The sequence below is a fragment of the Sphingobacterium sp. N143 genome, from assembly GCF_030325625.1.
Classification (GTDB): Bacteria; Bacteroidota; Bacteroidia; order Sphingobacteriales; family Sphingobacteriaceae; genus Sphingobacterium.
The window spans coordinates 24,381-50,757 of record NZ_JACAIS010000001.1 but is presented as its reverse complement, the minus strand read 5'-3'; the positions used below and the strand labels follow the sequence as shown (position 1 = coordinate 50,757).

The window sequence follows — 26,377 nt, the reverse complement described above, 5'->3', positions numbered from 1 at the left end:
CAGGACTCCCTATTGCAGTTTCAGGAAATTTGGTTATCACACTAAATTAACGTATTATTTGCATACGGCGAGGACATTTCTACGCAATCGATCTCAATGGTACATTTCCACTTTATGCACCTTGCCCTATACTGGCCTGGGGTCTTGGGGGCAATAACCTAATCATAACAAAAAATTAACCTTATCAAAATATAGTATAAATAAACATTGTTTAGTATTGTAAAACATATGTGCATTTATATTGGATGAAAAAGCTAGCAACATACTATGTATTCAACGAAGCGTTGACCCCACTTTCCGAGGTGGAGAAACCGCTCCCACCTTTAAATGATGGTGAACTTTTGGTCGGCATCCGTTACACGACATTGTGCGGGAGTGACCTCCATACCTATTGCGGTCTGCGCAATGAACCCTGTCCGACCATATTGGGGCATGAGATCGTGGGTGTCATAGAAGCGCTGTCGTCCGGGCACAGTGGACTTGACGCACAGGGCCATCCATTACATATCGGCGACCTCATCACCTGGACGGTTTTTGCCAGCGACCCCAATACCAGCAGCTATCAACCTGAAATCCCACAAAAAAACGAAAACCTTTACAAATATGGACATCGTCAGATCAGTGATCAGGATACATTCCACGGCGGATTGGCAACGCATATCATCCTGAGGCCACATACCTGTATTCGTGTCCTTCCCAAGGATATAGACCTCGCTGTTGCCGCAACCATCAATTGTGCTGTGGCAACTGCTGCTGGCGCACTCCGCCTGGCCGACAGCATTACCGGAAAAAATGTACATATTGCCGGCATGGGCTTGCTGGGTCTGGTCACAGTCGCTATGTGCCGGGAATGGGGCGCAAACGAGGTCATCGTATCCGATATCAATCCCGACCGTTTGCAGCTGGCCAAAAGCTTTGGTGCATCACATACCGTTGATCTGGGTGAATCAGAAAGTAGGTGTGTCCTGCAGACCTTCAGTATTGACCGTTTCATCGACATGAGTGGCTCCCCAAATGCGATGGAGCTTGGCTTCGAAACCCTGGGTCTGCACGGATGTGCCGTACTCGTCGGCGCCGTATTCAACCAACGAAAAACTGGGATAGATGCTGAAAAAGTAATCCGCAAGATGCTCACTATCAAAGGGCTTCACAACTACAACTATACTGATTTTTTCACTGCCGTGGACTTTATCGTGGAAAACGGACAAAAATATCCTTTTGCATCACTTATCGAACGTGAATTTCCCTTGGCTGAAGTCAACGAAGCCCTGGAATATGCCACCACACACAAGCCTATACGGGCCGGATTGTTTATCAACCCCACCACCGAACAAATTTAATGGAAAAGCACTTTAGAAAAGATCAATGGAAAATGCTGCTGGTGACCATGTTCTGCTATTTGTTCTTTTATACGGGGCGGCATAATTTTGGCTGGGCCTCAGCAGGCATTGTTAAAGAACTTAATATCAGTTTCCAGCAGGTAGGCTGGATCAGCTTTGCCATGCTCATGGGCTATGCCATCGGACAGCTGATCAATGGCAATCTCGCTGACCGGCTGAGCCCAAAAATCATGATCCTGATCGGAGGTGGTTTTTCCATCCTCTGTAACCTTACCATCAGCTTCGCCAGTGCTTACAGCATGATCCTGATCCTTTGGACCATGAATGGCTATTTTCAGTCGATGGCCTGGGGTTCGGGGGGCAAACTGATCGCTAACTGGTGGAACAATGCCGAACGGGGGAAGGCATTTGGTTTTTACACCATGGCTGCAGGAAGTTCTTCCGTTCTGACTTTCTTGATGGCCTTGGTCCTAGTCCAGCAGGAACAAAGCTGGCGCAGCCTCTTTCGCTATCCCATCCTTTTTCTGGCCATGGCCCTGCTCATCTTCCTCTTTGTTGCCTACAGTGATCCCAAAAGAAAGGGCTACTCGAACACAGAACAGGAGGACTCCACCAGTCAAAAACAAGAAAATTGGAAGAAATCTTATCAACATGTATTTCAGAACCGCAACTTTATGGTCGCATCCCTGGCCATTGGTTTTCAGAGCATGGCACGCTATGGCCTGATATTCTGGGTACCGATCCACTTTTTGGGCAGCAATTACAAAGACTCGTCCGGCAATATGTGGCTTACACTGCTCATCCCCATCGGGATGGCCTTGGGTGCACTCTCCTTTGGTTATATTTCAGATAGGCTATTCAATAAAAACAGGAGCAGATCGATCTGCACTGGAATGATCATCAGCTGTGTCATTGCCCTGCTCATTTACTGGGTCCCCATACATCATCAGGGCTTGATCAGTATACTCATGTTTGCCTCAGGTTTCTTTGTCTACGGGCCACAGGCCAATTTTTGGACCCTAAGTCCTGATCTACTGGGAACCAAACTCGTGGGTACAGGGATCGGCATCATGAATATGTTTGCCTATGTATTTGCAGCAGTGGGCGAACCTTTATTCGGCAAATTAATCGATTATACCGGCAATACAGCCAACATTTTCTTGTTTGTCGCGCTCATATGCGCACTATGTGCCCTGATCGTCAGCTTTGTCCATACCAAAGCCCCTGTTTAAACCCTGCACAACAATTCATTTTAATGCTCCTTTCCCTGCTCAGTGGCGGCGGCAGCCCCATCATTCATTCCTTCGATCCCCCAATTGGACAAGCCATCTATCGGGCAGTGGCCGGAAGGAACTGGCCTAAACAATTTCAGTGAATATGTTAAACTTTCTCAATTAACATTATTTAACTGATATATCATGTAGCTTAGCACTTTATAATTATTTACATCAACCAAAAACAATGCCCTTCTTAGATCATGTACTTCAAATGCCTACCTACGGGTGGAAAGACAGTAACGGAAACCTTGTTAAGCCCAGTACAAAACAAATACTCAGCGAGTTTTTCAACAGATTAAATATCGTTAAGGACCAGCGCAACTGGCTTCCTTTTTTTAGCTGGCTCAAAGTAGCCTGCCTTGTTCCTTTTTTCTTTATTTTTTTGGCAAATCACCTCAGCTGGTGGACACTTGTTGCTGCCTTTGTCTACAGCATGGTCATTATGGGCACCCATGGTACCATCTGGCACCATAGATTTGCCACACATGGTGCCTTCAAGTTCCGCAATTCTTTTTGGCGTTTTTTCACCCAAAATCTGACCATCAATGTCATCCCCGAGGAGATTTATGTGATTTCGCATCATGTGCACCATGCCAAATCAGATCAGCCAGGCGATCCATATAATGCACAGGCCGGGTTCCTTTACTGCTTTCTGGCGGATGTCAACCATCAGCCCATCGCCAAGGATCTAACCGAAAATTCATACAATCGGGTCAAGTTGCTCATGCGTCATACCGGAGTAACGGCCAATACCTATGCACAATATCAAAAATGGGGATCCTACGTCCACCCCATCCATGCCATAAGCTCCTGGGTACTGAACTGGTCTTTTTGGTACCTCGCTTTCTACCTGATCGGAGGTCACGCCTTAGCCTGCTGTTTATTTGGTGCCGCTGGTTTCTGGGCCATTGGCGTGCGTACCTTTAATTATGAAGGTCATGCCAAAGGGAAGGATAAACAGCGCGAGGGCATTGATTTTAATGAGAAAGATAAATCCATCAACCAGTTGTGGCCGGGCATTGTTGCCGGCGAATGGCATAACAACCACCATCTGTATCCCAAAAGTGCAAGAAGCGGGTTTAAACCACATCAGATCGATCTGGCCTGGTGTTATATCAAAGTCATGCATAAAATCGGGGCCATAAGCAGTTACCGCGATGACAAGAAACGCTTTGACGAACAATACCGCAACCCATACCTTAAAAACAAGCCTGGCAATAAGTAGCACCGGACAAAGAAAGTACATATCCGAACTGGGCAAAATCAATTGGTCAGATACAACAACGCCATAAAGCTACCCAAAGCAGGTAGCTTTATTTTTGTAATAGCCACAGGCTATCTGCTTTAGAAATTAAACTGGCATAAAAATAGCGGCTTTATGATTTATGGAAATACGACCAAAAAGTTTACGGATTGCCATCAGCGCCGCACTCTTCGCTACAGCATGTGGCCATGGCAGTCCGGCGAAAAGGACAGCTTCAACCGCAACGGCCCTTCCGAGTGAAAGCCCTGCCCCGGAGCCAGACTCCAGCAGAAACAAGCTTTCCAGCAGCAATCAGACCATCGTGCTGATCCAAGCATCACAGGAGATTCCCGGAATCATCAAGAGCGCTGCCCTGGACAGCCTTGAGGAGCCCCTACGTGCATTGGCGGCGCTCTATGCAGCCACGGGTGGGTCTGACTGCGACGGGGAAAACTGTGCATTGACCACAGCTTTAAAACTGGGCAAGCAGGGTTCAACAGCACATAAAGCGCTTATCCAGAACTATTTCCCCACCGATACAGTAGCTAAGCTGGCCCTGGCACAGGATTGCTACCTACGTCCCAGTGGTGCATCCAGCTTTACGGACTACGCTGCCCTTTCCTTTGGCATCCAACAAGATACCGTTACCGTAGATTATAAATTGCTGCACTTCAATCAGGGAAAAACAAGCTGGAAACAAGGGCCGGACAAATACATTTTCCATGCGGGAACCTTCAGCCGTCTCAACCGGACTGACTAAAGGCTTATTGGATAGATTATCGCCAATGCAGCATCAGCATTTTTCCTTTGAATTATCTGGAGGAAAGCTCTTTTGATCCGCTTCTTATTCAGCCAGTTGTCATACCACTTAAACGTTCATTATCGAACAATACATCGTTCGATAATGAACATATCCATCAGCCCATAAATACATAAAACACTATATTTCAATATATTGAATCATTGGCAAATAAATTGGTTTTTCTTTTCAGAACTGATTTTTTTAATTGACAACATCAAATCGCGCCAGGTATTATGTCCCGACTGTTTCAGGCAGATCACCTGCAGGCTACGATGCAAATTTCAACACGAAGGTTATGCTAAAAACAGCTTGGAGATCCTTATTAAAGACCAAATCACTGAGTGCCATCCACATCATTGGATTGGCTATTGCAATCACCGCCTCAACGGTACTGTTTTTGACAGCGATGTTCGAACTATCTTTTGACAATTTTCATTCGGAGAGCAACCGGATTGCCATGATATACAAAAGTTCGGAACCAGCAACCGGGCAGAAAAGGGATGCAACCATGCCAGCACCATTGGCTCCACAGCTGAAAAAAGATATTCCAGGGATCGAACGTATTACGCGCTATGCCAACAGCACCATCTTCTTAAAAAATGGCGACAAAGAGTTTTCGGCAAACAATAAGTTTGTCGACCCTGACTTTTTCGCGATGTTTAATTTCCCATTCGTTAGGGGTAATCAGCAGGCCCTTTCCGACCTCGGAAATTTGGTATTGACCGAAAGTATGGCCAAAAACCTATTTGGCAGTACCGATGTCATTGGCAGGCAGCTTGAGGTCAACAATGGTGGCAATTGGCAATCGGCCACTGTCAGCGCCATTTTAAAGGATATTCCGGCCAATTCCACCCTCACATTTTCTGCCCTATTCAGATTTGAAAATAAACCCGGTTATCAAGAGCAGATGAAACTATGGGACAATCTGGACCATCAAGTATTTGTCAAAATGAAAACCGATGTGGAAGACGTCAACTTCGCGCAAGTAACCAAAGCATTTACCGCACAGTTCTTCAAAACCAATATCGACCGTCTGAAACGCGACGGCGGCAAAGCCGATGCTGCAGGCAATTATTACAGCTTCCATCTCTTGCCACTATCCAAGCTTCACCTGAATGACTTTACTCAGGGATCCTCCATGTCGTCCAATTTCCCCTGGGTATTGTTGCTTATTTCCGGACTGATCTTATTTATTGCCGCTTCAAATTTCATCAATCTTTCCCTGGCAAATTCCATCACTAGAAACCGGGAGATCGGAACCCGAAAGACCTTGGGTGGTACCACTTGGGCTATTGTCCGGCAACTGACCTTGGAGTCCTTTATCCTCTGCGTCATTGCCCTTTTAATCGGCTTGGGCATGGTTTACCTGCTCCTGCCGCAGTTTAACGCCACCATGAACTACCAGTTAAAGATCAGCCAGCTTTTCAACATCCAGAACCTCGTTATTTTTCTCTTGGTATTTTTAGTCTTATCGCTTATTGCGGGAGGCTTGCCTGCATTTAGGGCCGCGCGTTCCAATATCATCCAGTCTTTGAAGGGTGCCAACAAACTTAAGTCATCCAACCTGCGAAGCTCCTTGACGGTACTGCAATTTGTGATCTCAATTATCCTCATTATAGCGACCATTGTCATCAGTGCACAGATGAACTATATTGCCCACAAGCCATTGGGATTTAACAAAACAGAAGTCGTCAGTATCCCGATCGGTTCAGGCATCAACAAACAAGATGCCCTCAAACGCATGCGTCATGCGTTGGCCGCACAGCCCTGGGTCAAATCGGTCAGCGCCTCGGATATCAATATTGGTAAAGGCCATGACGGATCGCTGTCCAAGAGCATCTTTGGCTTTGAGTATGAAAATAAAGAAATCAATACCAATTACATGGTAGTGGGTTATGACTACCTGAATACGTTGGGCATCAAATTACTTGCAGGCCGGGACTTTGATCAAAGCTTTGCTACCGACAGTACCGCACTCATTATCAATAAGGCTATGGCCGCACAACTTGGGGGAATTGATCAAGTTCTTGGTAAAAAGATCGATCTCAACGGTGGTGGTACCGTAATCGGGCTGATGGATGATTTTAATTTTCAGGATTTAAAGGCACAGGTTGAGCCACTAACCATCTCTGTCAACCCCCATGTTTTTGATGTAGCCTATATCTTTGTCCGGGTAGAAACCCAGCAATTTGCCGAAACGTTGGATAAAATCAATAGCATCTGGAAGCAGGTGAATCCTAAATCCACCATAAAAGCTTCCTATCTGGATGAAAACACACAAAATCTCTATCAATCGGAACAGACTTTCTCCAAGATCGTGATCTGTGGAACAAGTATCGCAATCATCATCTCTTGTTTAGGCCTGTTTGCGCTGGCTTTACTGACGATCAATACCCGGGTAAAAGAGATCGGTGTGCGAAAAGTATTAGGTTCTTCTGTCTCCAGCATTGTTGTACTCCTCTCCAAAGATTTTATCAAGCTCGTCTTAATCGCATTTTTGGTGGCCGCCCCACTGGCCTGGTTGATCATGAACAACTGGCTGCAGGCTTATGCCTACCGCATTACGATCCAATGGTGGATGTTTGCCCTGGCCGCGGGACTCGCCCTGCTCATCGCCTGGTCGACCATCGCCTGGCAGGCATTTCGGGCTGCCAGCACCAATATAGTGGATAGCCTGCGGGATGAATAACATCTCATGAAAATAAAAATTGGCAAACATGCTGCTCATCTTTTTGTTATCTATACAACATAGGTGTATGAAGTAAGGCTGTTTTATGGAGCAGTTTTCATACGATGTATCCAAAAAAAGTAAAGCATGTATAAAATCACGACTTGGACCTCAGGCTTATTTTCGCTCATTTTGCTGGGCTGTCAATCGACTCCACAAGCCATTGACCTATACAATAAGGTAGGTCAACCTGCCGAAGCAAACTTTGAGTCCAATGCCAGTAAAAAGACCATTCAACATGGACATTATGCATCCAACAATGGTACATTAGAACTAGTTGATGAAGGAGAGGAAGCCAGCATCTACAATTTCGATCAGGAAAAAGCAGTTGACGTAAAATTCCAGGGTAAAGCCATCAATGAAGACTATGGAGCCAAAGTTGTTGTCTATCGTGACAGCGTAGCCTTTATCTCCATAAAGGCCCATGAGAGTGCTGTAGATGACTATTTTAGCACCTTCATTAGAGAGCTTGGGGAACCAAATGGTTTGGATGCGGACTCCATTGAGTTAAAAAGTATCGACGCCAGCGTAAAGTCCTCCCTTGAAAAAGCATTCCCCAATACAGTGCAGGTCTATAAAGATGATTTTAACACGGAAGTATTGCATTATCCACAGCAACTATTTTATGTGAAAGGAAATGTCAGTTATTTTATTTCATTGGATCCTATAGGAAATAAAGTCAACCTCAATATCGATATCATTTCTGAGAAAGCCCTAAACGATGCGGTCATTACGGGGTATCATGTATCCCAATAGCTACTCAATTTAAAATGTATGGTACAATATAGTGGACTGTACATTGATCCAGTCCTCGTTGCGCCGTATTTCATCGGAATCTGGACCAGTTTTAACGCTTTTTCATTTATTTGATAGCAAGCAATCACCGATTAAAAAATAAATGTAAAAAAAACATTTAACAATATTCCTATAATTCATATCTTTGATTTACTGGCCTACACGTTTAAAATCAGGCCACTAACCAAAATTGCAGCATCTTTTCCATTTGCTGTCCATAGGAATAATTTACAACGCCATGAAATTAATACGTATTTTTTTGTCGCTTATTTTTACCGCAGCATTTAGCTTCTCAATACATGCACAAGAGCCCCAGCAGCTTCACTATTTCGATTTACGGGATGTCAGATTACTGCCTAGTCCTTTTAAGCATGCCCAGCAGCTCGATCTATTATACTTATTGGAGCTGGATCAGGATCGTCTACTGGCCCCTTTTCTACGAGAAGCAGGGCTACCGCGCAAAAAAGAGTCCTATACAAACTGGGAAAACACGGGTCTAGACGGGCATATTGGTGGACATTACCTTTCGGCTCTTTCCTACATGTATGCTTCCACCGGCGATGCACGTATCAAAGCACGACTCGATTACATGATTTCAACGCTACAACAATGTCAGCAAGCCAATGGTAATGGGTATATAGGTGGTGTCCCCGGAGGCAAACTGATTTGGGAAGAAATCCAACAGGGAAATATCCGGTCGGGTACGTTTAGTTTAAATGGAAAATGGGTTCCCCTTTATAACATTCACAAAACTTACGCCGGACTGCGTGACGCCTATTTGTTAACAGCAGATCAGACGGCAAAGAGCATGCTCATTCGTATGACGGACTGGGCTATCCAATTGGTTTCCCAATTGTCTGAAGCACAGATTCAGGATATGCTACGTAGTGAACATGGGGGGCTCAACGAAACCTTTGCTGATGTTGCAGCGATCACACAAGATCCGCGTTACCTCAAACTTGCACGTAAGTTTAGCCACCAGTCCATTTTACTCCCATTGACACAGCATCAGGATCAGCTGACGGGGTTGCATGCCAATACGCAAATACCGAAAGTCCTCGGTTTTAAACGAATAGCTGAGCTTTCCAACGATCAACAATGGGCCGATGCCGTCCGTTATTTTTGGGACAATGTTGTCCAACATCGATCGATTGCCATCGGCGGCAATAGTGTCAGTGAGCATTTTAATCCGACAGACGATTTTTCGAAGATGGTCCACAGCATCGAAGGACCCGAAACTTGTAACACCTATAATATGTTACGGTTGACAAAAATGCTGTACCGCACAGACCCACAGGGAAAATATCTAGATTTTTACGAGCGTGCGCTATACAACCACATCCTATCGTCCCAACATCCCGAGCATGGCGGTTTCGTCTATTTTACACAAATGCGTCCCGGCCATTATCGTGTCTATTCTCAACCCCAGACAAGCATGTGGTGCTGTGTAGGTTCTGGCATGGAAAACCACGCCAAATATGGGGAGATGATTTATGCACATAAGCACGACGAACTGTATGTTAATCTTTTTATTCCATCACAATTACACTGGAAAGAAAAACATATTGAGATCATTCAGGACAACAATTTTCCACAGGAAGCCTATACCACGTTAAAAATTAATGCCAAAAAGAAAAGTGAATTTACATTATATCTACGCAGGCCAGCATGGCTCACCTCCGTACCGGTCATATCAATCAACGGCCAGGTCTACAAGGCCGTTGATTCTACTGCAACGCATCTCAAGATAAAACGTACCTGGAGCCCCGGCGACCTGTTACATATGGAACTGCCCATGGGCATCCATATCGAGCAATTGCCCGATCAGAGTCACTACTATAGTATATTATGCGGCCCTATTGTGCTTGCTGCACGTTCGGGCACAGCAGATTTGCGCGGCCTAAAATCCGATGATAGCCGAATGGGCCATATTGCATCCGGTAAGCAGATTCCCCTGCGCGAAATCCCGATATTAACAGCCGATCCAGCTGCCATTCCGGCACTTGTGCAACCGATCTCTTCCAAACCACTGCATTATTATCTTACAGGGCTGCACCGAGGAAAAGATAGTCTTAATATGGAACTCGAGCCTTTCTATGGTATCCACGACAGCCGCTACATACTTTATTGGCCACAGACAACAGCTGCAAAACTTGAGGAGCTCCAGAAGAAGATCGATCAAGAAGAACGCGAAAATCTTGCCCTCACGGCGATCACCGTGGACAAGGTAACCGCCGGCGAACAACAGCCCGAATCGGATCACTCTTTCCACGAAGAAAATAGCACCTCTGGAGTTACAGAAGATACCCGTTGGCGAGAAGCCACAGGCTGGTTCAGTTACCAGCTGAAGCATACCGATAGTAGCATCCTATATATAAAATTTCTAACCGACACTAGCCCCCGGACCACCGAGATCCTGGTCAATGGACTCCTGGTTGAAACATTAGAAAACACAGCGAATGGTCCGGGCTCCACAACCCTGAGAGTCCAACTTCCAAAAGAAGCCTTAAAGGCTCCGACGATGGAAGTAAAAATTAAGGGAACACAGAAGTCCCCTAGTCACAAAATTTTAGAAATACGAACCCTCCGGTCCGATTGACCTGTGCGATCAATTAATCACACAGGTCACTGTGGCTGGTTGCAGCCAAGGAGAAGTAAAGCGAATGTTTATTTTATCACCCGATTTACCAAGAGCCTGGACATAAGCTATCATTTTTCCATGATAAACCCGCTGTCTATTATCCGTATAGTCACCCATATCCGTATTATTTCCAGCTTCCATACCCAATAGACGTGCATTGCCGACCACAGCACAGCGGAGTTCATTTTCAGACAGGATCACCGGAAGTCCATCTTCATCCACTATCTGTAGAGCAATCTGGACAACAGCACCAGCTTTGATTGTCTTATCCCCCACAAGGCGGGCGACAATGGACGCTGGACGCTGGCTAGACTGAATGGTATGGCGGACAGCCTCTTTTCCGGTTGTATCCATCCCCACTACCTCCAACTTACCCTTTGCATAGGGAATATCCCAATAGATAATTCCTGTTTTCCCGTCATAATTTTTTTCTTCTCCAACGATCTTTCCATTGAGTTCAAGTCGGGCCCGGGCGCTATTGGTATAACAGACCACCCGGATCTGCTGACCATCCTGATAATTCCAGATTGGCCAGGCATCCATTGAAGGAGCCTCATTTTTCCAACGCCCCTGTTGTGATTCCAAGGCTGACCAAGCATCTGTCGTCCCTGGCGCCCCACCTAAGGGATAGGTACCCAGGTAAGCCATTGGCTGTTTAGTCCATAGCGACTGGCGGTAATAGCCTCGTGGTTTGACAAAGCCCGCAAAATCCAGTAGACCGGAGTAAAATCCACGCGAAGGCCAACGGCCTGATTCACCGAGATAATCGATCCCCGTCCACAAAAACTGTCCAAATATATGCGCATTGTCACGTACGGCCAACCAAGCGGAAAGATCATGTCTATTTTCACTTCCAAAAATAACACGTTCTGGATAGCGCTCATGATCCTGCTGGTAGCGGCTTTCGGTATAGTTATACCCCGCGATATCAAGCGCCCCAGGATAGGCCGTTTCGTTGGACATGGCCACACCCGCCAGACCAGCTGTCACCGCCCGGCTTCGGTCATATTTTTTTACTATCGCAGCAAGGCGCTTAGCGATATCACCCAGACGCATCGCATCCGGAGCCTCTTTTTTATAGCCCCCATACGACGCCTGTGTAAAACCACCCTCTTTTTTTTCACCGTCCAGGATAGGATGCGAATAAGGATCATTCGGGTAATCCACTTCATTGCCTATGCTCCATGCGAAAATAGAGAGGTGATTCCGGTCCCGTTTCACCATATCAGCCAAGTCCCGCTCTCCCCATTCTTCAAAAAAATCATAAGCCCCTTCAAACCCCGGTGTACCAACATTCCAGCCCTGCAGCCACTTTCTTTTCGGAAACTCCCATTCATCAAATGCTTCATCCATGACCAAGAGGCCAAGCTCATCACATAGCGCATATAAAGAAGAGGCCTGCGGATTATGGCTGGTACGTATCGCATTTACGCCCAGCGATTTTAAGGTGAGCAAGCGACGTCGCCATACTTCGGGGTAGACCTCAGCTCCAAGCACTCCAGCATCATGATGCACACAGACACCCTTCACCTTCATCCATTCATTATTTAAGGCAAAGCCCTTATCAGGGTCAAATGTAAAAGTCCTGAAACCAGTCTTTACCTCCGAGTGATCTATTGTTTTCCCATTTTGCCATAGCGTTGTCCGCAAGGTATACTGCACCGGCTGGTCTAGACTCCATAGCCTGGGATTCATGACGGTGAGCTGTTGCTGTAGGATCTTTTTATCCCCTGTGGCAACGCTAAGTTTTTGCGATTTTTTTGCGACGACCTGTCCCCGCACATCGACCAGCTCCTGTGCTACTGTCACGGGGCCGGCTGTAGTCCCACTATTGACTACAGTGACTTCCGTATTTAACAAGCCCTTTCTTCCTTTGAGTTCCGGATAGGCATACACCCCCCATTGGTCTATGTGGATTGGATTTGATTTTACGATCCACACATCACGATAGATACCCGATCCCGTATACCAGCGCGAATCAGCGCTATGGCTATGATCTACCCGGACAGCGATGTTATTTTCTTTTCCAAATTCAATATAGGGTGTTATATCATAAGAGAACGACACATAACCATTGGGGCGGTTCCCTACGGATTTACCATTGACATAAACCTCACTCCGGTTATAGACACCTTCAAAATAAAGGAATATTTTTTTTCCCTGATCTTCTGCTCGTACCGGCAGCTGTTTCCGGTACCAGCCTATACCTCCGGGTAGATATCCTGTCGCACTGGCCAGGCTTGGATTCAGCGGGTATTTCACTCCCCAGTCGTGCGGCAACCTGACCTCCTTCCATGTATGGTCACTGATTTCTTTTAAAGCCTGGGGCGCCATATCCCCCAGATGAAAGTACCAGTTAGCATTCATTTGCTCGGCAGTGCCAAATCCAGGCTGGGCATGTAAAACACCAGTCCCCATCCATATAGATGCCGATAGGATCATTATATTTTTAACTATTTTTCTCATTGTACTTTTGGTTTAGGTTTATTTGGCTAGTGGCTGGGAATGACAGGCAATATATTACCCCGGGCATCAAAATATAAACGGTCTATGCACACCTCCCTGTTAAATCCGGCGGCATCCCCCATCTCGATACCTCTTGGATAATTGAACCGGTGGTACACAATATACCACTCATCAGTACCCGGGAGCTGCAAGACGGAGTTATGTCCGGTACCATAGATCCCTTTGGCAGGATCTTTCTGTAAAATCAGATTGTTCTCAGGCACAGTTATAGGACCATAAGGCGAAGTCGAAGTTCCGTAACGCACCCGGTAATTTTCACTTCGGGTATCATCTTCCGACCAAAAGAAATAGTAAAGCCCATTGCGATAGATGACATAGGCACCTTCCCGAAATGTGCTGTCCGGTGTCAGTACTTTAATCGTGTTTTTCTTGATGGAAATCATATCCTTATTGAGTTCGGCAACTGCCAGATAACCATTTCCCCAATACAAAAAGCTTTTGTCCGATTTAGGGTCATTGAACACTGCAGGATCAATCTCCTGACCTCTTTTTATCCCTTCGGGTTTGAAATCGATCAGCGGCTTACCCGAATCTTTGAAGGGCCCGGTAGGCTGATCCGATACCGCCACCCCTATTTTCTGTGCTGCCGTAAAATAATAGTAATATTGATAAGTGCCATTCACCTTTTTCTCTGTAATGGTAGGTGCCCAGGCATTTCGAGGACCCCAAGCGACATCCTTTTTGAGGTCCAAGATGACCCCTTCATCCTTCCAATGTACAAAATCAGTGGAGGAGAAAGTCTTAAAATAAAAACCACCCCAGCCATCAAAGCTGTCGCTAGTCGGATAGATATAGTATTTTTTTGTTTTATTGGAATACAGAATATCTGGATCGGCATAAAAGCCATCCAGCACCGGGTTCTTTTTCAGTGCCAGCCGCATGTCTTTGGGTATGCCCCAATGTGAAGTCAGCTGAATGAGTTCCTGCCTGGTCACAGGGATGATCGTCCCGTGCCGAGGATGGAAATCCATCTTGATCTCATGATCAATTACCTTAAAGCGATCAAGGTCATCTGAGATACAAAATTGATATTTTCCTTTTCCGTAGACATCATACATGAGGATATATTGATTAGTCTGGTTCAGCTTAAATACGCTGGAGCCTTCTACAGCATCTTTGGTCTGCTGTTTATATCCTGGCTGTTCGGTCCATTTGCCCGATGTCAGGAGGTCCGTTGTAGCGAGCTTGATCCCGTTACCATGACCTTCAGTTTTATAAAACAGGTAGAATAAGCCATCCTTTTCCATGATATCCCCATCGATGCAAGATTTACCATTTTGAGGAAGGAACAGTACCTGTGGTTCTGTTTCAAAATCCGTAAACTCCTTATTGGTATAGGCATAATAGATGATATCCGGTCCATTTCCATGTTGCATGGACCAGTAGACCATATACTTTCCGGCTGCAGGATCAAATATGGTCTGGGGAGCCCATACGCGTTTTAAATTTTCCTGTCCATGAAAGCGTTGCTGGATATCGATCGTCTGATGCGACCAATGCAGCAGGTCATCAGATTTAAGCAAGACCATCCCCCGGTTGGAGTCCCAGCCTTTGGATGAGGTCATATCGGTGAGCACCATATAGAAAGACTTTCCATCCACGCCCCTTAGGATATGTGGATCCCGCACACCACCAGTTTTGCTGATGGTTTTCGAGTCCAGTACTGGCCGATTATCATTCAGGGCCCGATAATTATAGCCATCCGTACTGATGGCAAAGCACACCGCCTCATCCGCTACGGCATTTCCTTTGAAATAGGCAAAAAGATAACCAGCAAAGTCTTTGTCCGCCGGACCATATTGATAGGGTTGAGCGGAGACAGTTGCCCCGATATGTATCCATAAGAGTATTATGATTGTAATTCGCATGTATTAAATTATTTGTAAAAACTTAGTTTTTCTATGTATCATCTTCCCGGCCCATTCCACAGCCGGGAAGACGATTAATAACCTGGATTTTGCTCCAGCTGTCCATTAGATGACAATATTTCACTACGTGGAATTGGAAGCCAATAGTGTTTTTCTTCAAACAGGCGTCCAGACAATGCCTCTTTCCGTTTATAGGTCAGGCCATTGTTTCCCTTTGTTATTGTCACCCCATATGCCGGAACATTCTCCGTTTCCATGGCGATCTTCCATCTCCGGACATCATAGAAACGATGTTCTTCAAATGCCAGCTCCACCCGACGTTCATAACGTACATTTTTTCTAAATTCCTCCTTCGATTGTCCTACCGGAATTGCAGGCATCTCCACTGAAGGTCTAGCCCGTACCAGATTCAGTGCCTGTCTGGCAGTCAGGGTTCCACCGGTAGGAACGACATCCGGGCCATAGGCCTCATTTGCAGCTTCGGCATAATTCAATAAGATTTCGGCATAGCGAAAATAATTCCACGGTTGGAATCCAGCATTTCCCCAAGGATTCTGCAGTGGATAAGCGTCGTTCATAAATTTACGCAAATAATATCCTGTTTTTGAGGTATTCCAATTATCATTTCCTTCTGGACTATCCTGTCCCCCAGGTGTAAAGGTTTCAACAGCCCTTCCCCGATACATTGAACCATTATATAAGATGGTTGCCTCAAAACGTGGGTCACGGTTGATATAAGGATTCTGAGGATCATATCCCGACGCGGCATTGACCGTACCATCTTCATGAAAGGGAGCTTTCCCATTTTTCATTTCATAAGCATCAACCAAGTTTTGGTAAGGTGTATTGCCACCCCATCCACCATAACCGTTCGGCCCATTAGCAATTTCCAGATGCACGTGATTTGCATTTTTTGTATAGTAACGGGCGAAGATGGTTTCAGGGTTTCGGTCTGTCAAAAACAAGGATTGATATCCACCAGTATACAAACTATATTTATGGAGTGCTATGAGGTCCTGCGCAGCTTGCGCTGCTGCTGCCCAGCTGCCTGCAGCATAGAGCGGGCTTGCCGCATAGAGCAGCAGTCTTGATTTCAGTGCCATTGCCGCTCCTTTTGTCGCGCGGCCGGTTACCCAGTTTCCATCGTTGTTGTCCATAGGCAATTTTTCAATTGCCGCATTCAGTTCATTGATGACATAGTTTATTCCTTCCTGAATGGATTTTCGCTCAAATAGGCGCGCAGTGGTCAGGTCATCTTTCAAACCATAAACGGTATCTCCCATCAATACGACACGACCAAAATTTCGAATCAGGTCATGATAGCGGAATGCCCGTATAAATTGAATTTCTCCTTCCAGCTGCCGCTTATGTGATGGGCTCATTGGTATCTTGGCCAATACTTGCTTCGCATAATTGCACTCCCGGATACTGCGGTAGCTACGTGCCCAGAGCGAACCTGCAGCGCCTAGATTTTCTGGAGACAACTGTCCACGGATAATGAGCCAGGTGTTGTCATCATTGGTATACATCGATTCGTCTGTCAGCGAGGACCAAAGAGCATATTCAAAGCCCCGCCCAAACCCCGGATTGGTCCCATCCGCTTCGTTGGATATGACCCGTTCGCCGATATATCTATTGATGATAAAAGCTTCCAAAACGGCTGTATCCGTCTCTATAGCTTCGGTTGAAATACGATCTGTGGCTGTTACGTCCAATAGGTTTTTATTGCAAGCCGAGAAGATCGTCGTGCCCAAAACTAGGGGCAGCATATATTTACTTAAAGATTTCATCTGTTATCTTCCTCCTTAGAATTTTAAATTTACACCTACATTGATAATCCGTTGCTGCGGATAAAATTGACCGCTGCCGCTATTTCCTTCTGGATCATAGTCCTTGACTTTCGTCCATGTCAGGAGGTTGAATCCATTCACGTAAAACCGGAGCCCCCCCAGCTTGAGCCGCGACAGTGCCTGACTTGGTAAGGTATACCCGATTTCCACATTTTTCAGGCGCAGGAATGAAGCATTGTTCAACCAAAAAGTATTGCTATATAGACCGCCACTGACGGCCGAAGATGCGCGTTCGGACACTTTTGGATAGGTTCCATCGGGATTGTTGATATCATTAAAGCGATTATCCGCCCAACTGCTGTAGAAGTTGCCTACCGTTCCCGATTCAGGAAGCACATACTGGCTTACTTTTGCCTGTCCGGCAAACAAAACGGAGATGTCTACATTTTTGTAAGCGGCATTCAAGTTGAAACCATAGGTAATCTGTGGGATATTACCATATTTGGTCCGCAGCATATCATCGGCTGTTATCTTGCCGTCTTGATTATAGTCCTCATAAATCAAGTCTCCGATTTGAGCCCCTGGCGCCTGCGGTGCTCCTTCAAGGTCCGCAGCAGTCCTATTCAAACCAACGGCGTGATATAATAAATAGGTCCCCAGTGGTCTTCCGGTCTGGCGCTGATGCTCCAAGGTGCCGCTAGCTTCATCAATGAAGACTATTTCACTTTTAGCGAGGGTAAAATTACCCGATGCACCCCAGCTAAAATCACCAGGTTTTTGATAACTCAGTGTTGCTTCTATCCCTTTACTATTTACTTTACCTATATTTTCAGAGGGTACAAGCGGATCGGCATCATAAGGGTTAACGATACCTGATATCGCAGGTATAGACGCGTTGCGGGTCGTTAGGATATCAGACCTTTTCTGTTGAAAATAGATCGCTTCTACGCTGAAGTTTTTTAAGAATTGTGCATTTAGGCCAACATCCAGTTTCTTGGATACCTCCCAGGTTATTCCTGGGTTAGCCAATTTTGCCAATTTAACATTTGGTGTGATCTGGCTTTTATCATTTAAAAGAGCCACCAGGCCATTGCCGACCAAGGTATAATTGTCAAAATACTGGAATCCATTGACATTGTCATTGCCCAGCGTACCATAAGAAGCCCTGATCTTCACATCATCGAAAAAGCCGACATTATCCGCAAACCAGTCTTCCTTGCTGATACGCCATCCTGCCGATACGGAAGGGAAATAGCCCCATCTTTTGCCATCGGGAAAAATAGATGATCCATCTGCCCGCAGCTGACCTTCAAAGAGGTATTTTTCCCCATAATTATACGCGATACGGCTAATGATACTTTGCCTTGTATAATTGGTACTATACCCCGAATTCAAATAATCTGTGGAAGCCGATCCCCCCTGTGAGAGCTCAGGCAACTGGGTTGAAAGATAATTGAATCGCTGGGCATCAAAATATTCCAGATGCCGTTTACTTTGCTCGTACCCGACAAAGGCATTGATTGCGTGATCACCAAATTTTCTATCAAAGTTCAGCTTCAGGTTACTTGTGATCAACGATTCATTGGTATGTGATTCAGTCAAGGTAGCCTTATTGTTGTTCCCTCCCACGATTGACTCCTCGTAAGTATCTTTCCCCTGGTTGTAGGTATTGAGAACATAGGGAACACTAAAGTTTTTTCCAAAATTTGTCGACTTATCCACTGCAAAAAAGCCATCCACAGATAAGCCCTCTACCCATGGGAGCCGGTAACTCGCTTTTAGAATACCATTAAACACCTGCTTTGGGTTATCTACTGTCCCACCGATATCCGTTACCATCAAAGCCGGGTTAGATCCTTCGATTCCCCTGGTGGGCAATCCATTGGGATAATATGCGCTGACAGTAGGATAAGCCCGGTAGATCGAACGAAAGATATCACCAGCCGAGGCAATTGGAAATTTACGGTCTTCCTGTCTGCCCGACAGGGACAGTCCTACCTTAAACCGATCTGTAATATCAGCTTCAAGATTTGTCCTAAAATTATATTGCTTGTACTTGGTGACACCATTTTTGTACAGCCCATCCTGACGTACTGTTCCCAGAGACATAAAGTACCGTATATCTTCAGTACCACCCGCCACTGACAGGTTATGCTGACTTTGTAAAGCTGTATTTTTCAATGTGATATTCGCCCAATCGGTATTCGGATACAGCAAAGGATCCGAACCATCCCTAAACTGTTGAATTTGTTCTGTCGAATAAATCTGATTCATTCCTTCGGCCGGACTATTGCCATAGGCTATTTCATTGCGTAGTATGGCGTATGTTGCTGCATCAGCCATCTTCGGCAGTCGTGTTGGTGAGCTGAATCCCTGGTTGCCACTATAAGTGATCGCGGGTTTACCACTTTTTCCACGTTTGGTAGTCACTAGAATAACACCATTGGCTGCTCGATTACCATAAATAGCCGCTGAAGCATCTTTTAGGACCGAAATGCTTTCAATATCATTGGGATCCAAACGCTCCAGACCACCTACCTGTCCAGGTACACCATCCACCACGACCAACACATCGTTACTTCCCGTTGTCGCCTGTCCGCGTACGGTAATGGACGAACCATCATAGCCTGGCTCGCCACTACGGTTATTGATCACCACACCTGAAAAACGTCCGGCGAGCGAATTGGACAGATTCGGCTGCGGGCTTTTCACCAGGTCCTTGCCCTTTACCTCCGAAATAGAACCCGTCACTGTAGCTTTACGCTGTGTACCATAGCCGACGACCACAACGTCTTCCAGCACATGATCATCATTTTCCAGCCGTATTTTCAGATTTGTCGTTTCACTGAATGGTACCCGTTGCGTTTTGTAACCGACAAAAGATACAATGAGGATACCTTTGCTGGCGTTCAGTTCAAATTTCCCCGATCTGTCTGTTGAAGTCCCCTTTCCTCCACCATCGACAACCACGCTTGCACCTATAATAGGTTCATTGGCATCATTCAAGACCTGCCCTGTAATTTTCCCCTGGGCGTATAACAATGTTGGCGCAACGCTCAACATCGTATACAAAGAAACAATTTTTAGGTTGTTCATAAATTTCTATACGATTAAACATTAAATAATATAATCCAGTCAGAAAAGACAATGAGGTGATAAACTATAGTTTACATGCGTTACATGAGTCGCATTGCTGCTCCCTACCCAGATTTATAATTGATTATACGATCAAACTTAGGGGATTTTAAAGCATCAGACCGTATACAAATCCGTCAAATACCATATAATTTTCGGTCAAAAAGCAGGTTTTCGCAGCAATTGGCGTCTATTTCTAACATTTCAGCAATCTAACGACTCCATGGTCAGGTCTTCATATCGGACTTTTGGTATTCTGATGGGAGCTGTCCAAATTCTTCTTTAAAGCACTGTCTAAAATAGATGGCACTATTGATTCCTACCATAAAGGAGACTTCAGTCACATTGTACGCCCCCGACCGAAGCAATTCAGCGGCCCGGTGTATCCGTATTTTACGCACCAGCTGATTGATATTCTTGCCTGTGATGCCTTTGAGTTTTCGGTATAAGGTCGATTGGCTCATATTCATTCTTTCGGCCAAGGTGGCCGCATCCAATACCTCATCCTGCATATGTTGCTCCACAATAGACACAAAATCCTGTACAAATACATTTTCACGCCACAATGCATCTTTTCTCTCTACCTGCCTGTTTGGTCCATCTGCTGGCTCATCGGATTTTATTTTCTGTAAAATCCAACTATTCATAGCTCTCTGCTTACGCAATAGGTTGTCGATACGTTTAAACAGCAGGGCCCCTCCGACCGGTTTGATCAAGTAAGAATCAACCCCAAGATCGTAGCCCCGCTGACGGTCCAGTTCTGTATCCTTGGCCGTCAGTACAATGAAAGGGACATGGCTTGTCGCCCGTTCGGTTTTCAATTTTTCTGCCAGTGTAAAACCATCCATGTCCGGCATCATTACATCACTTATGATCAGGTCCGGTACATTTGTTTGAGCCACTTCAAAGCCAATAGCACCATTTTCTGCCAACAAAACATCATAGTTTAGCTGTAGCGTATTTCCCAAATATTCACGCAGATCAGCATCATCTTCAACCAAAAGAACAAGAGGCCGGGCATTTTCCATTACATCGGGTTGCGCTTCCAGGTCTAAGTCTGTCTCATCCCCCTTGTCAGCCACAACTTTATTTGCCAGGAATCGCAGTGATACCTTCGTCCCCACACCTTCGGTACTTGTTATATGGATCTTTCCTTGATGGATGGCCATGAGTTCTTTCACCAGGGCCAGCCCTATTCCCGTACCCTGAACTCCTGCACGTGGTATTTGATAAAATTTATCGAAAATCCGGTCTATTTCTTCCGCGGGAATGCCGCAGCCAGTATCCTCTACCGACAATACAGCCCAATTGGACAGATTCGATTCTTCATATTGCAAGCTCAGCTTGATATACCCAGAATCCGTGTACTTATAGGCATTGGACAGGAGATTATCCAAGATCAACTGTACAATTTCAGCGTCAAACAAGGTGCGGACATCCCTGTTGGGTAGGTCCGACAATAGCTGGAGCTTAGACTTGGTATTCAAGGTTTTATACTTCTGCACAATGTCGACCAGCATATCACTCAAGTAACCAGCCTCCAGTACAAGAGGTTTAAACTGCGATTCAACCTTTCTAAATTCCAGCAGCTGATTGACCAATGTAAACAGCCTGTTCGCACTTTTCTGGACGGTCTGTACCAGACCTTTATGTTTGGCGGACAGTCGACTCTCCTGCGACAGATCATCAAGCGGGCCTAGGATCAGCGTTAACGGTGTCCGGAGCTCATGGGTGATATGCGTAAAAAAATTCATCCGTTCCAAATGCAGCTGCTCATCCTGTAGGTGCTGACGCTCTTTAAGTTTCAGTTCAGACTCAGCCTTCATTCTCTTGATATAAAAGAAAATAAGCGCATATACAATCAACAAAAAGATTAGAAAATAAATCATTTTGGCGGCCATGCTTAAATAAAAAGGAGGAGTGATCTTGATCAGCAAACGCTGGTATGTCTGCGACCACTGTCCATTTTTCATACGTGTCCGGATCAGTAGCTCATGATCCCCATAAGGAATATTACGAAAATCAAGATTGGTCTCGTTGCCGAGAAAAATCCAATCATTGTTCAAGCCCTGTAACTGATAGCCAAATTCGACCAGTCCATCCAGGGCATAATCCATTACCGCAAGTTCAATACGAAAGCTGTTTTCATTATGATCCAGTCTGATCTCCTGGGACTGTGAGGGGTATTTATCCTGCTGCGCATTTAATTCGCCAGATCGGAATACGATAAATCTGCTGATCAGTACTGGTGATGTCGGTAGATTAGACGGAATTTTATTGGGTTCAAAATAACATATCCCGTCCTGCATCCCAAAAAACAGCCTACCCGATAAATCTTGCCCTACACTTCCATTGATAAAGCCCCCCAATGGCAGGCCGAACGACTGATCATAGGGAAGAAAACGCTTCTCATGAGGTAGGTAGCGCAACATGCCCGATTTGGTAGAGCACCAGATATGTCCATGCTGGTCTTCGGCTAGTCCATTGACGAATAACCAGGCATTGCCACCCGGCATGGCAGGTACTTTCAGTGTCCCTATTTTCTGCTGAGCCTCCTGGAGCACTAGCCCTTGATTGGTGGCTATCCAGATGTTGTTGTTCCGATCCCGCAGCAGATGATTGATGGTGTTGTTGTGCAATCCATTGCCACTGTTCATTTTCCGAAGTAATTTTCGATGGCTATCATAGACATACAACCCTTGTCCATAGGTCCCCACCCACATATTATGCTGTGCATCTTCGACAAGTGCTCTAGGGGCATAGTCGCCCAACATAGGATCATTGATCAATAATTTTTGTACTGTATGGTTCAGTGGATCATAGATAAAAAGCCCCTGATATGCGGCAATCCAAATTGCACCACGGTGATCTTCAAACATGGCCCGTACCTCCGATACAGGTTCCCCCAGATCAATTTCATGCCATTTGGCTGTTCCGGCATACTGAACCGCCACACCACCCTTTCTCAGTCCCAGCCAGATATGCTGGTGATGATCCTTCAGGGCCGTCAGGACAAAATCGTCAGGACTGCCGTTCTTCTGTGTCATCTGCTTGCGCAAATGCCCCGATTGATCCATTTCCACAATTCCGGAGCCTTCCGTCGTTAACCACACTGTCCGATTGTCACGCACAATAATATTGCTCACTGTGGCCAAACGGTCTGAAAGCATTCCTTCTCGTGGGAAAACATTGAAAAAGGGTTGAATATGGCTGACTACGCCTACACCGCCACCATATACCGCAAGCCAGACATTGCCAAATCTGTCGGGGGCAATATGCTGCACCATCGCATTATTTCCCTTTCCCAGATTATAGACCTGCAGCTGCTTGACACCTTCAACCCGTTTGTCGTATCCATAAGCCGCCTGTAATACAAAAAGCTGGGATGATTCAGCTCCGATCCAAATGGTATCTCCGATTTCCTTAATCGCATAAACAAAGGGCTCATTTCCATTTTTCGACGACTTCAACAAGGGAATATGCTTAAGCTGACCACTTGCGGCATGGTACACCGCAAGCCCCTTTCGTGTGCCGATCCAAATATTGTCAAAACGGTCACAAAACAAGACTTTGACTTCGTTGTTGGGCAACTGTCCGGTGGTATTTCGACTGGTCAATCGTTTTAAGGAGCGATGCTTCGGATCCAATATCGTAAGCCCTTCCTTGACATGTCCAATATAAAGCATCCCACTACCGTCTTCCGCTAAAGACCATATACTATTTTCAGGAAGCCCTACCAAGTTCTTTTTATTGAAACGACTAAACTCCTTTTTGGCCGGATCGAAATGCTGTATCCCCTGATGATAAGTCGCCAGCCACAGTGTTCCATCCTTTGCCTTGATCATATCCGTTATATCATTGGTGGCAATGGACTTTGGATCTGCCGGATCATGCAGGTAGTAGGTAAATTTATTGGTGTTCAGGTCGAGTACATTCAGGCCATTGGAACGGGTACCGATATACAATTTTTTATCCGTATACAACAAGGTATTGATCTCGTTGCTATTGACAGATTGTCCGTCCTGCTTTTCAGCAGCATAATAAGACTTAAATGCCTTCCCCGCAAATCGGTTTAACCCCAGTTCTGTCGCTACCCACATAAAACCGTTATCATCATGTACCACATCCAGTACTTGCTCGTTGGTCAGCCCATCCTCGAGAGAGAAGAAACAAGCCCGGTTTGGTTGTGCGACCAACAGTTTGCATTGACATAAAATAACGAGAACAATCAACAATTTTTTCATAGGACCACAAAAAAGGAAACAACAACAAGATAACTATTCACCGTACAACAATGCCCCACCATTCGGCTGTACCGTCAGTCTAATCGTCTTATCTTTTTTGGGCCGTACCGTTTCCTGCCTGGATTTACGGTCATCCGTATCATTGATCAATTGTAATGGTCCTCCTGAAAGCATGGGTAATTGTAGCTCAATGTCCTTTGCCTTTTGTTCTGCGTTAATTGCAGCGATATACCAACGTTCTTGGTGTCTTCTGGCCAAAACGACATATCGGCCCGGATAGCCATCGATAAAGACCGTCTCGTCCCATGTGGTCGGTACCTGTTTCATAAAATCGATGACATGCATTGGCATCTCCTGCAGATTATTGGGTGTAATACCAAAATTCTGTACCGGAGTTTGAAACAGGACCGCTGTGGCCAGCTGAAATGTTTCCGTTGTCCTTCGGATGGTACCCCCGTTATTTTCACGGTTGTGACGTTTATTGAGCAGCACAGGACCAAAATCCATGGCTGCCACGGTATTCCGGATAAAAGGATGCAAAGTTGCGTTGAGCGCTTCAGTATCATTGGCCTGTTGCGTAAAGATCAGATTTTCAGAAGCCAGTACCGCCTCACTTCCCACAAAATTTGGATACATGCGTTCCCATCCCCGGGGCAAGGTACAGCCATGAAAGATCACAGCAAGACCATATTCATTCGCATCTGACAAAATATCTTCGTACAGTTTTAGCGTCTCCTGCTTATCGCCGCCAAAAAAATCCACTTTAATGCCTTTAATACCGATGGACCGCATCCAGGCCATTTCCTTTTTACGTGCGGCACTGCTGTTCATTTTGTTTTTTGGTGTTTGGGGAGCGTCATTCCAATAGCCATTGGAATTGTACCATAAGCAGAGGCCCACACCTTTTTGACGGCCATAGTTAGCCAGTTCTTCGATTTTCTTGTGTCCGATCTGTGCGTCCCACCAGTTGTCTACCAACACAAACTCATAGCCCATGGAGGCTGACAGGTCAACAAATTTTTTCTGGTCTTCAAAATTGATGCTTCCATCTTGCCATTCGAGCCAGCTCCATGTTGCCCGTCCGAAAGAATAAGGCTTAGACGCGGCGAATCGTGCTTCGACAACATCAAACGGAACCGTCGTTTCTACGATCGGTTTTAAGGTATTACCTACCGTCAGGGTACGCCAAGGCGTATAACCGGGCAAGGCCAAGGTTGGGTTGGCCTTGCCAATCCCATTATTTTCCCCTGCTTCAGGAAAAGCTATTTTATACAACCCCGCTTTTGTCCCCTCATTGAGCTTGGCACCACAGTAGCTGGCATCCAGGCCGGTTTCGGAAAGCAGCACCCAACCGCGTGTACCTACGTGGAAAAGTGCAGGGAAAGTATAACCGACACCATATTTTGAAGCGGTTCCCATAGCCTCATCCAGCCCATAGGGCTCTTCATAACTCGGTTTTGTCTTCTTCCACCCGATCATGGGGTTCGCTTGTGCCGTGAGAAAAGTTGTTGTTGACTCAGGGAACTTAAAACCACTCATTTCCGCGGTAACCTTGAGGTTGGCAGCTTCGCCCACCTGTGGAATAAAATAACGAAAAGCAATATCATTGTTGCTGACCCGAAAGATCACGACAAGTTGTTGTTTTACATCATTCTCCATGGTGCAGCGCAGCTCATTTGCCTGATAGTGCACGTTTCGGCGCTTGATCTTGGGTTCTTGATAATGCACATCAATGACCTGTGTTGCTGAGTCAAGCACCCGAAGGTTGTTGGCCAAATCAACATGCTCTCCCTGTAAACCCAGGGGTGACTTTTCCAGCATCACCTTTCCTTCCAGATCTACACGATAATACAGCTTGCCCTGATCCAGTGAGAGATGTACCTCCAGCTTTCCATCGGGGCCATTTATCTTAAGTTCTTGTGCGGCCAGTCTTGAAAATAAGACTAATAATAATCCGCAAACCACAATTATTTTCTTCATGGCAAAAA

The 26,377-nt window shown here is 45.7% G+C and carries 13 protein-coding genes; 7 read left to right on the top strand and 6 right to left on the bottom strand.

Features of this window, described 5'->3' with window-relative positions; genetic code table 11:
- The first annotated feature begins 245 nt into the window (after positions 1-245).
- The 7 genes from HX021_RS00145 to HX021_RS00115 all read left to right on the top strand — a co-directional run bounded on the left by HX021_RS00145 (position 246) and on the right by HX021_RS00115 (position 10,784).
- A complete protein-coding gene (locus HX021_RS00145; protein ID WP_286587341.1) occupies positions 246-1,340 on the top strand; it encodes a zinc-binding dehydrogenase in 1,095 nt (364 codons plus the stop codon).
- On the top strand, positions 1,340-2,572 hold the full coding sequence (locus HX021_RS00140) for an MFS transporter (protein ID WP_286587339.1): 1,233 nt from the start codon (positions 1,340-1,342) through the stop codon (positions 2,570-2,572). Before HX021_RS00145 ends, HX021_RS00140 begins: the two co-directional genes overlap by 1 nt.
- Before the next feature lie 229 nt (positions 2,573-2,801).
- Complete coding sequence (locus tag HX021_RS00135) at positions 2,802-3,842, top strand: fatty acid desaturase (RefSeq protein WP_286587338.1); 1,041 nt, start codon at positions 2,802-2,804, stop codon at positions 3,840-3,842.
- 160 nt (positions 3,843-4,002) lie between these two features.
- Positions 4,003-4,620, top strand: coding sequence for a hypothetical protein (locus HX021_RS00130; protein WP_286587336.1), 618 nt, complete (start codon positions 4,003-4,005; stop codon positions 4,618-4,620).
- A 337-nt stretch (positions 4,621-4,957) separates the two neighbouring features.
- Entirely contained in the window at positions 4,958-7,351 is a 2,394-nt protein-coding gene (locus tag HX021_RS00125; protein WP_286587335.1) for an ABC transporter permease, read from the top strand.
- A gap of 126 nt (positions 7,352-7,477) precedes the next feature.
- Positions 7,478-8,146: a hypothetical protein gene (locus HX021_RS00120; RefSeq protein WP_286587333.1), complete on the top strand. Its 669-nt coding sequence runs from the start codon at positions 7,478-7,480 to the stop codon at positions 8,144-8,146.
- A gap of 277 nt (positions 8,147-8,423) precedes the next feature.
- A complete protein-coding gene (locus HX021_RS00115; RefSeq protein WP_286587332.1) occupies positions 8,424-10,784 on the top strand; it encodes a glycoside hydrolase family 127 protein in 2,361 nt (786 codons plus the stop codon).
- Between the two features lie 9 nt (positions 10,785-10,793).
- Here the strand turns inward: HX021_RS00115 and HX021_RS00110 are convergent, their stop codons facing one another.
- The 6 genes from HX021_RS00110 to HX021_RS00085 form a co-directional block, all read right to left on the bottom strand.
- A complete protein-coding gene (locus tag HX021_RS00110; protein WP_286587330.1) occupies positions 10,794-13,292 on the bottom strand; it encodes a glycoside hydrolase family 2 TIM barrel-domain containing protein in 2,499 nt (832 codons plus the stop codon).
- Between the two features lie 26 nt (positions 13,293-13,318).
- Positions 13,319-15,220 (bottom strand): glycoside hydrolase family 43 protein, encoded by a 1,902-nt coding sequence (locus HX021_RS00105; RefSeq protein WP_286587328.1) that lies wholly within the window; start codon positions 15,218-15,220, stop codon positions 13,319-13,321.
- Between the two features lie 74 nt (positions 15,221-15,294).
- On the bottom strand, positions 15,295-17,010 hold the full coding sequence (locus tag HX021_RS00100) for a RagB/SusD family nutrient uptake outer membrane protein (RefSeq protein WP_286587326.1): 1,716 nt from the start codon (positions 17,008-17,010) through the stop codon (positions 15,295-15,297).
- A gap of 15 nt (positions 17,011-17,025) precedes the next feature.
- On the bottom strand, positions 17,026-20,106 hold the full coding sequence (locus HX021_RS00095) for a SusC/RagA family TonB-linked outer membrane protein (RefSeq protein WP_286587324.1): 3,081 nt from the start codon (positions 20,104-20,106) through the stop codon (positions 17,026-17,028).
- A 266-nt stretch (positions 20,107-20,372) separates the two neighbouring features.
- Complete coding sequence (locus HX021_RS00090; protein ID WP_286587322.1) at positions 20,373-24,389, bottom strand: hybrid sensor histidine kinase/response regulator transcription factor; 4,017 nt, start codon at positions 24,387-24,389, stop codon at positions 20,373-20,375.
- A 33-nt stretch (positions 24,390-24,422) separates the two neighbouring features.
- Positions 24,423-26,369 carry a glycoside hydrolase family 97 protein gene (locus tag HX021_RS00085; RefSeq protein ID WP_286587321.1) on the bottom strand — a complete coding sequence of 649 codons (1,947 nt, stop codon included), beginning with the start codon at positions 26,367-26,369 and terminating at the stop codon, positions 24,423-24,425.
- Positions 26,370-26,377: the final 8 nt, after the last annotated feature.

What these genes read in the sequence shown, in the direction of transcription:
- HX021_RS00145 (WP_286587341.1), top strand. Translation starts at nt 246, where the DNA reads ATGAAAAAGCTAGCAACATACTATGTATTCAACGAAGCGTTGACCCCA.
- HX021_RS00140 (WP_286587339.1), top strand. Translation starts at nt 1,340, where the DNA reads ATGGAAAAGCACTTTAGAAAAGATCAATGGAAAATGCTGCTGGTGACC.
- HX021_RS00135 (WP_286587338.1), top strand. Translation starts at nt 2,802, where the DNA reads ATGCCCTTCTTAGATCATGTACTTCAAATGCCTACCTACGGGTGGAAA.
- HX021_RS00130 (WP_286587336.1), top strand. Translation starts at nt 4,003, where the DNA reads ATGGAAATACGACCAAAAAGTTTACGGATTGCCATCAGCGCCGCACTC.
- HX021_RS00125 (WP_286587335.1), top strand. Translation starts at nt 4,958, where the DNA reads ATGCTAAAAACAGCTTGGAGATCCTTATTAAAGACCAAATCACTGAGT.
- HX021_RS00120 (WP_286587333.1), top strand. Translation starts at nt 7,478, where the DNA reads ATGTATAAAATCACGACTTGGACCTCAGGCTTATTTTCGCTCATTTTG.
- HX021_RS00115 (WP_286587332.1), top strand. Translation starts at nt 8,424, where the DNA reads ATGAAATTAATACGTATTTTTTTGTCGCTTATTTTTACCGCAGCATTT.
- HX021_RS00110 (WP_286587330.1), bottom strand. Translation starts at nt 13,292, where the DNA reads ATGAGAAAAATAGTTAAAAATATAATGATCCTATCGGCATCTATATGG.
- HX021_RS00105 (WP_286587328.1), bottom strand. Translation starts at nt 15,220, where the DNA reads ATGCGAATTACAATCATAATACTCTTATGGATACATATCGGGGCAACT.
- HX021_RS00100 (WP_286587326.1), bottom strand. Translation starts at nt 17,010, where the DNA reads ATGAAATCTTTAAGTAAATATATGCTGCCCCTAGTTTTGGGCACGACG.
- HX021_RS00095 (WP_286587324.1), bottom strand. Translation starts at nt 20,106, where the DNA reads ATGAACAACCTAAAAATTGTTTCTTTGTATACGATGTTGAGCGTTGCG.
- HX021_RS00090 (WP_286587322.1), bottom strand. Translation starts at nt 24,389, where the DNA reads ATGAAAAAATTGTTGATTGTTCTCGTTATTTTATGTCAATGCAAACTG.
- HX021_RS00085 (WP_286587321.1), bottom strand. Translation starts at nt 26,369, where the DNA reads ATGAAGAAAATAATTGTGGTTTGCGGATTATTATTAGTCTTATTTTCA.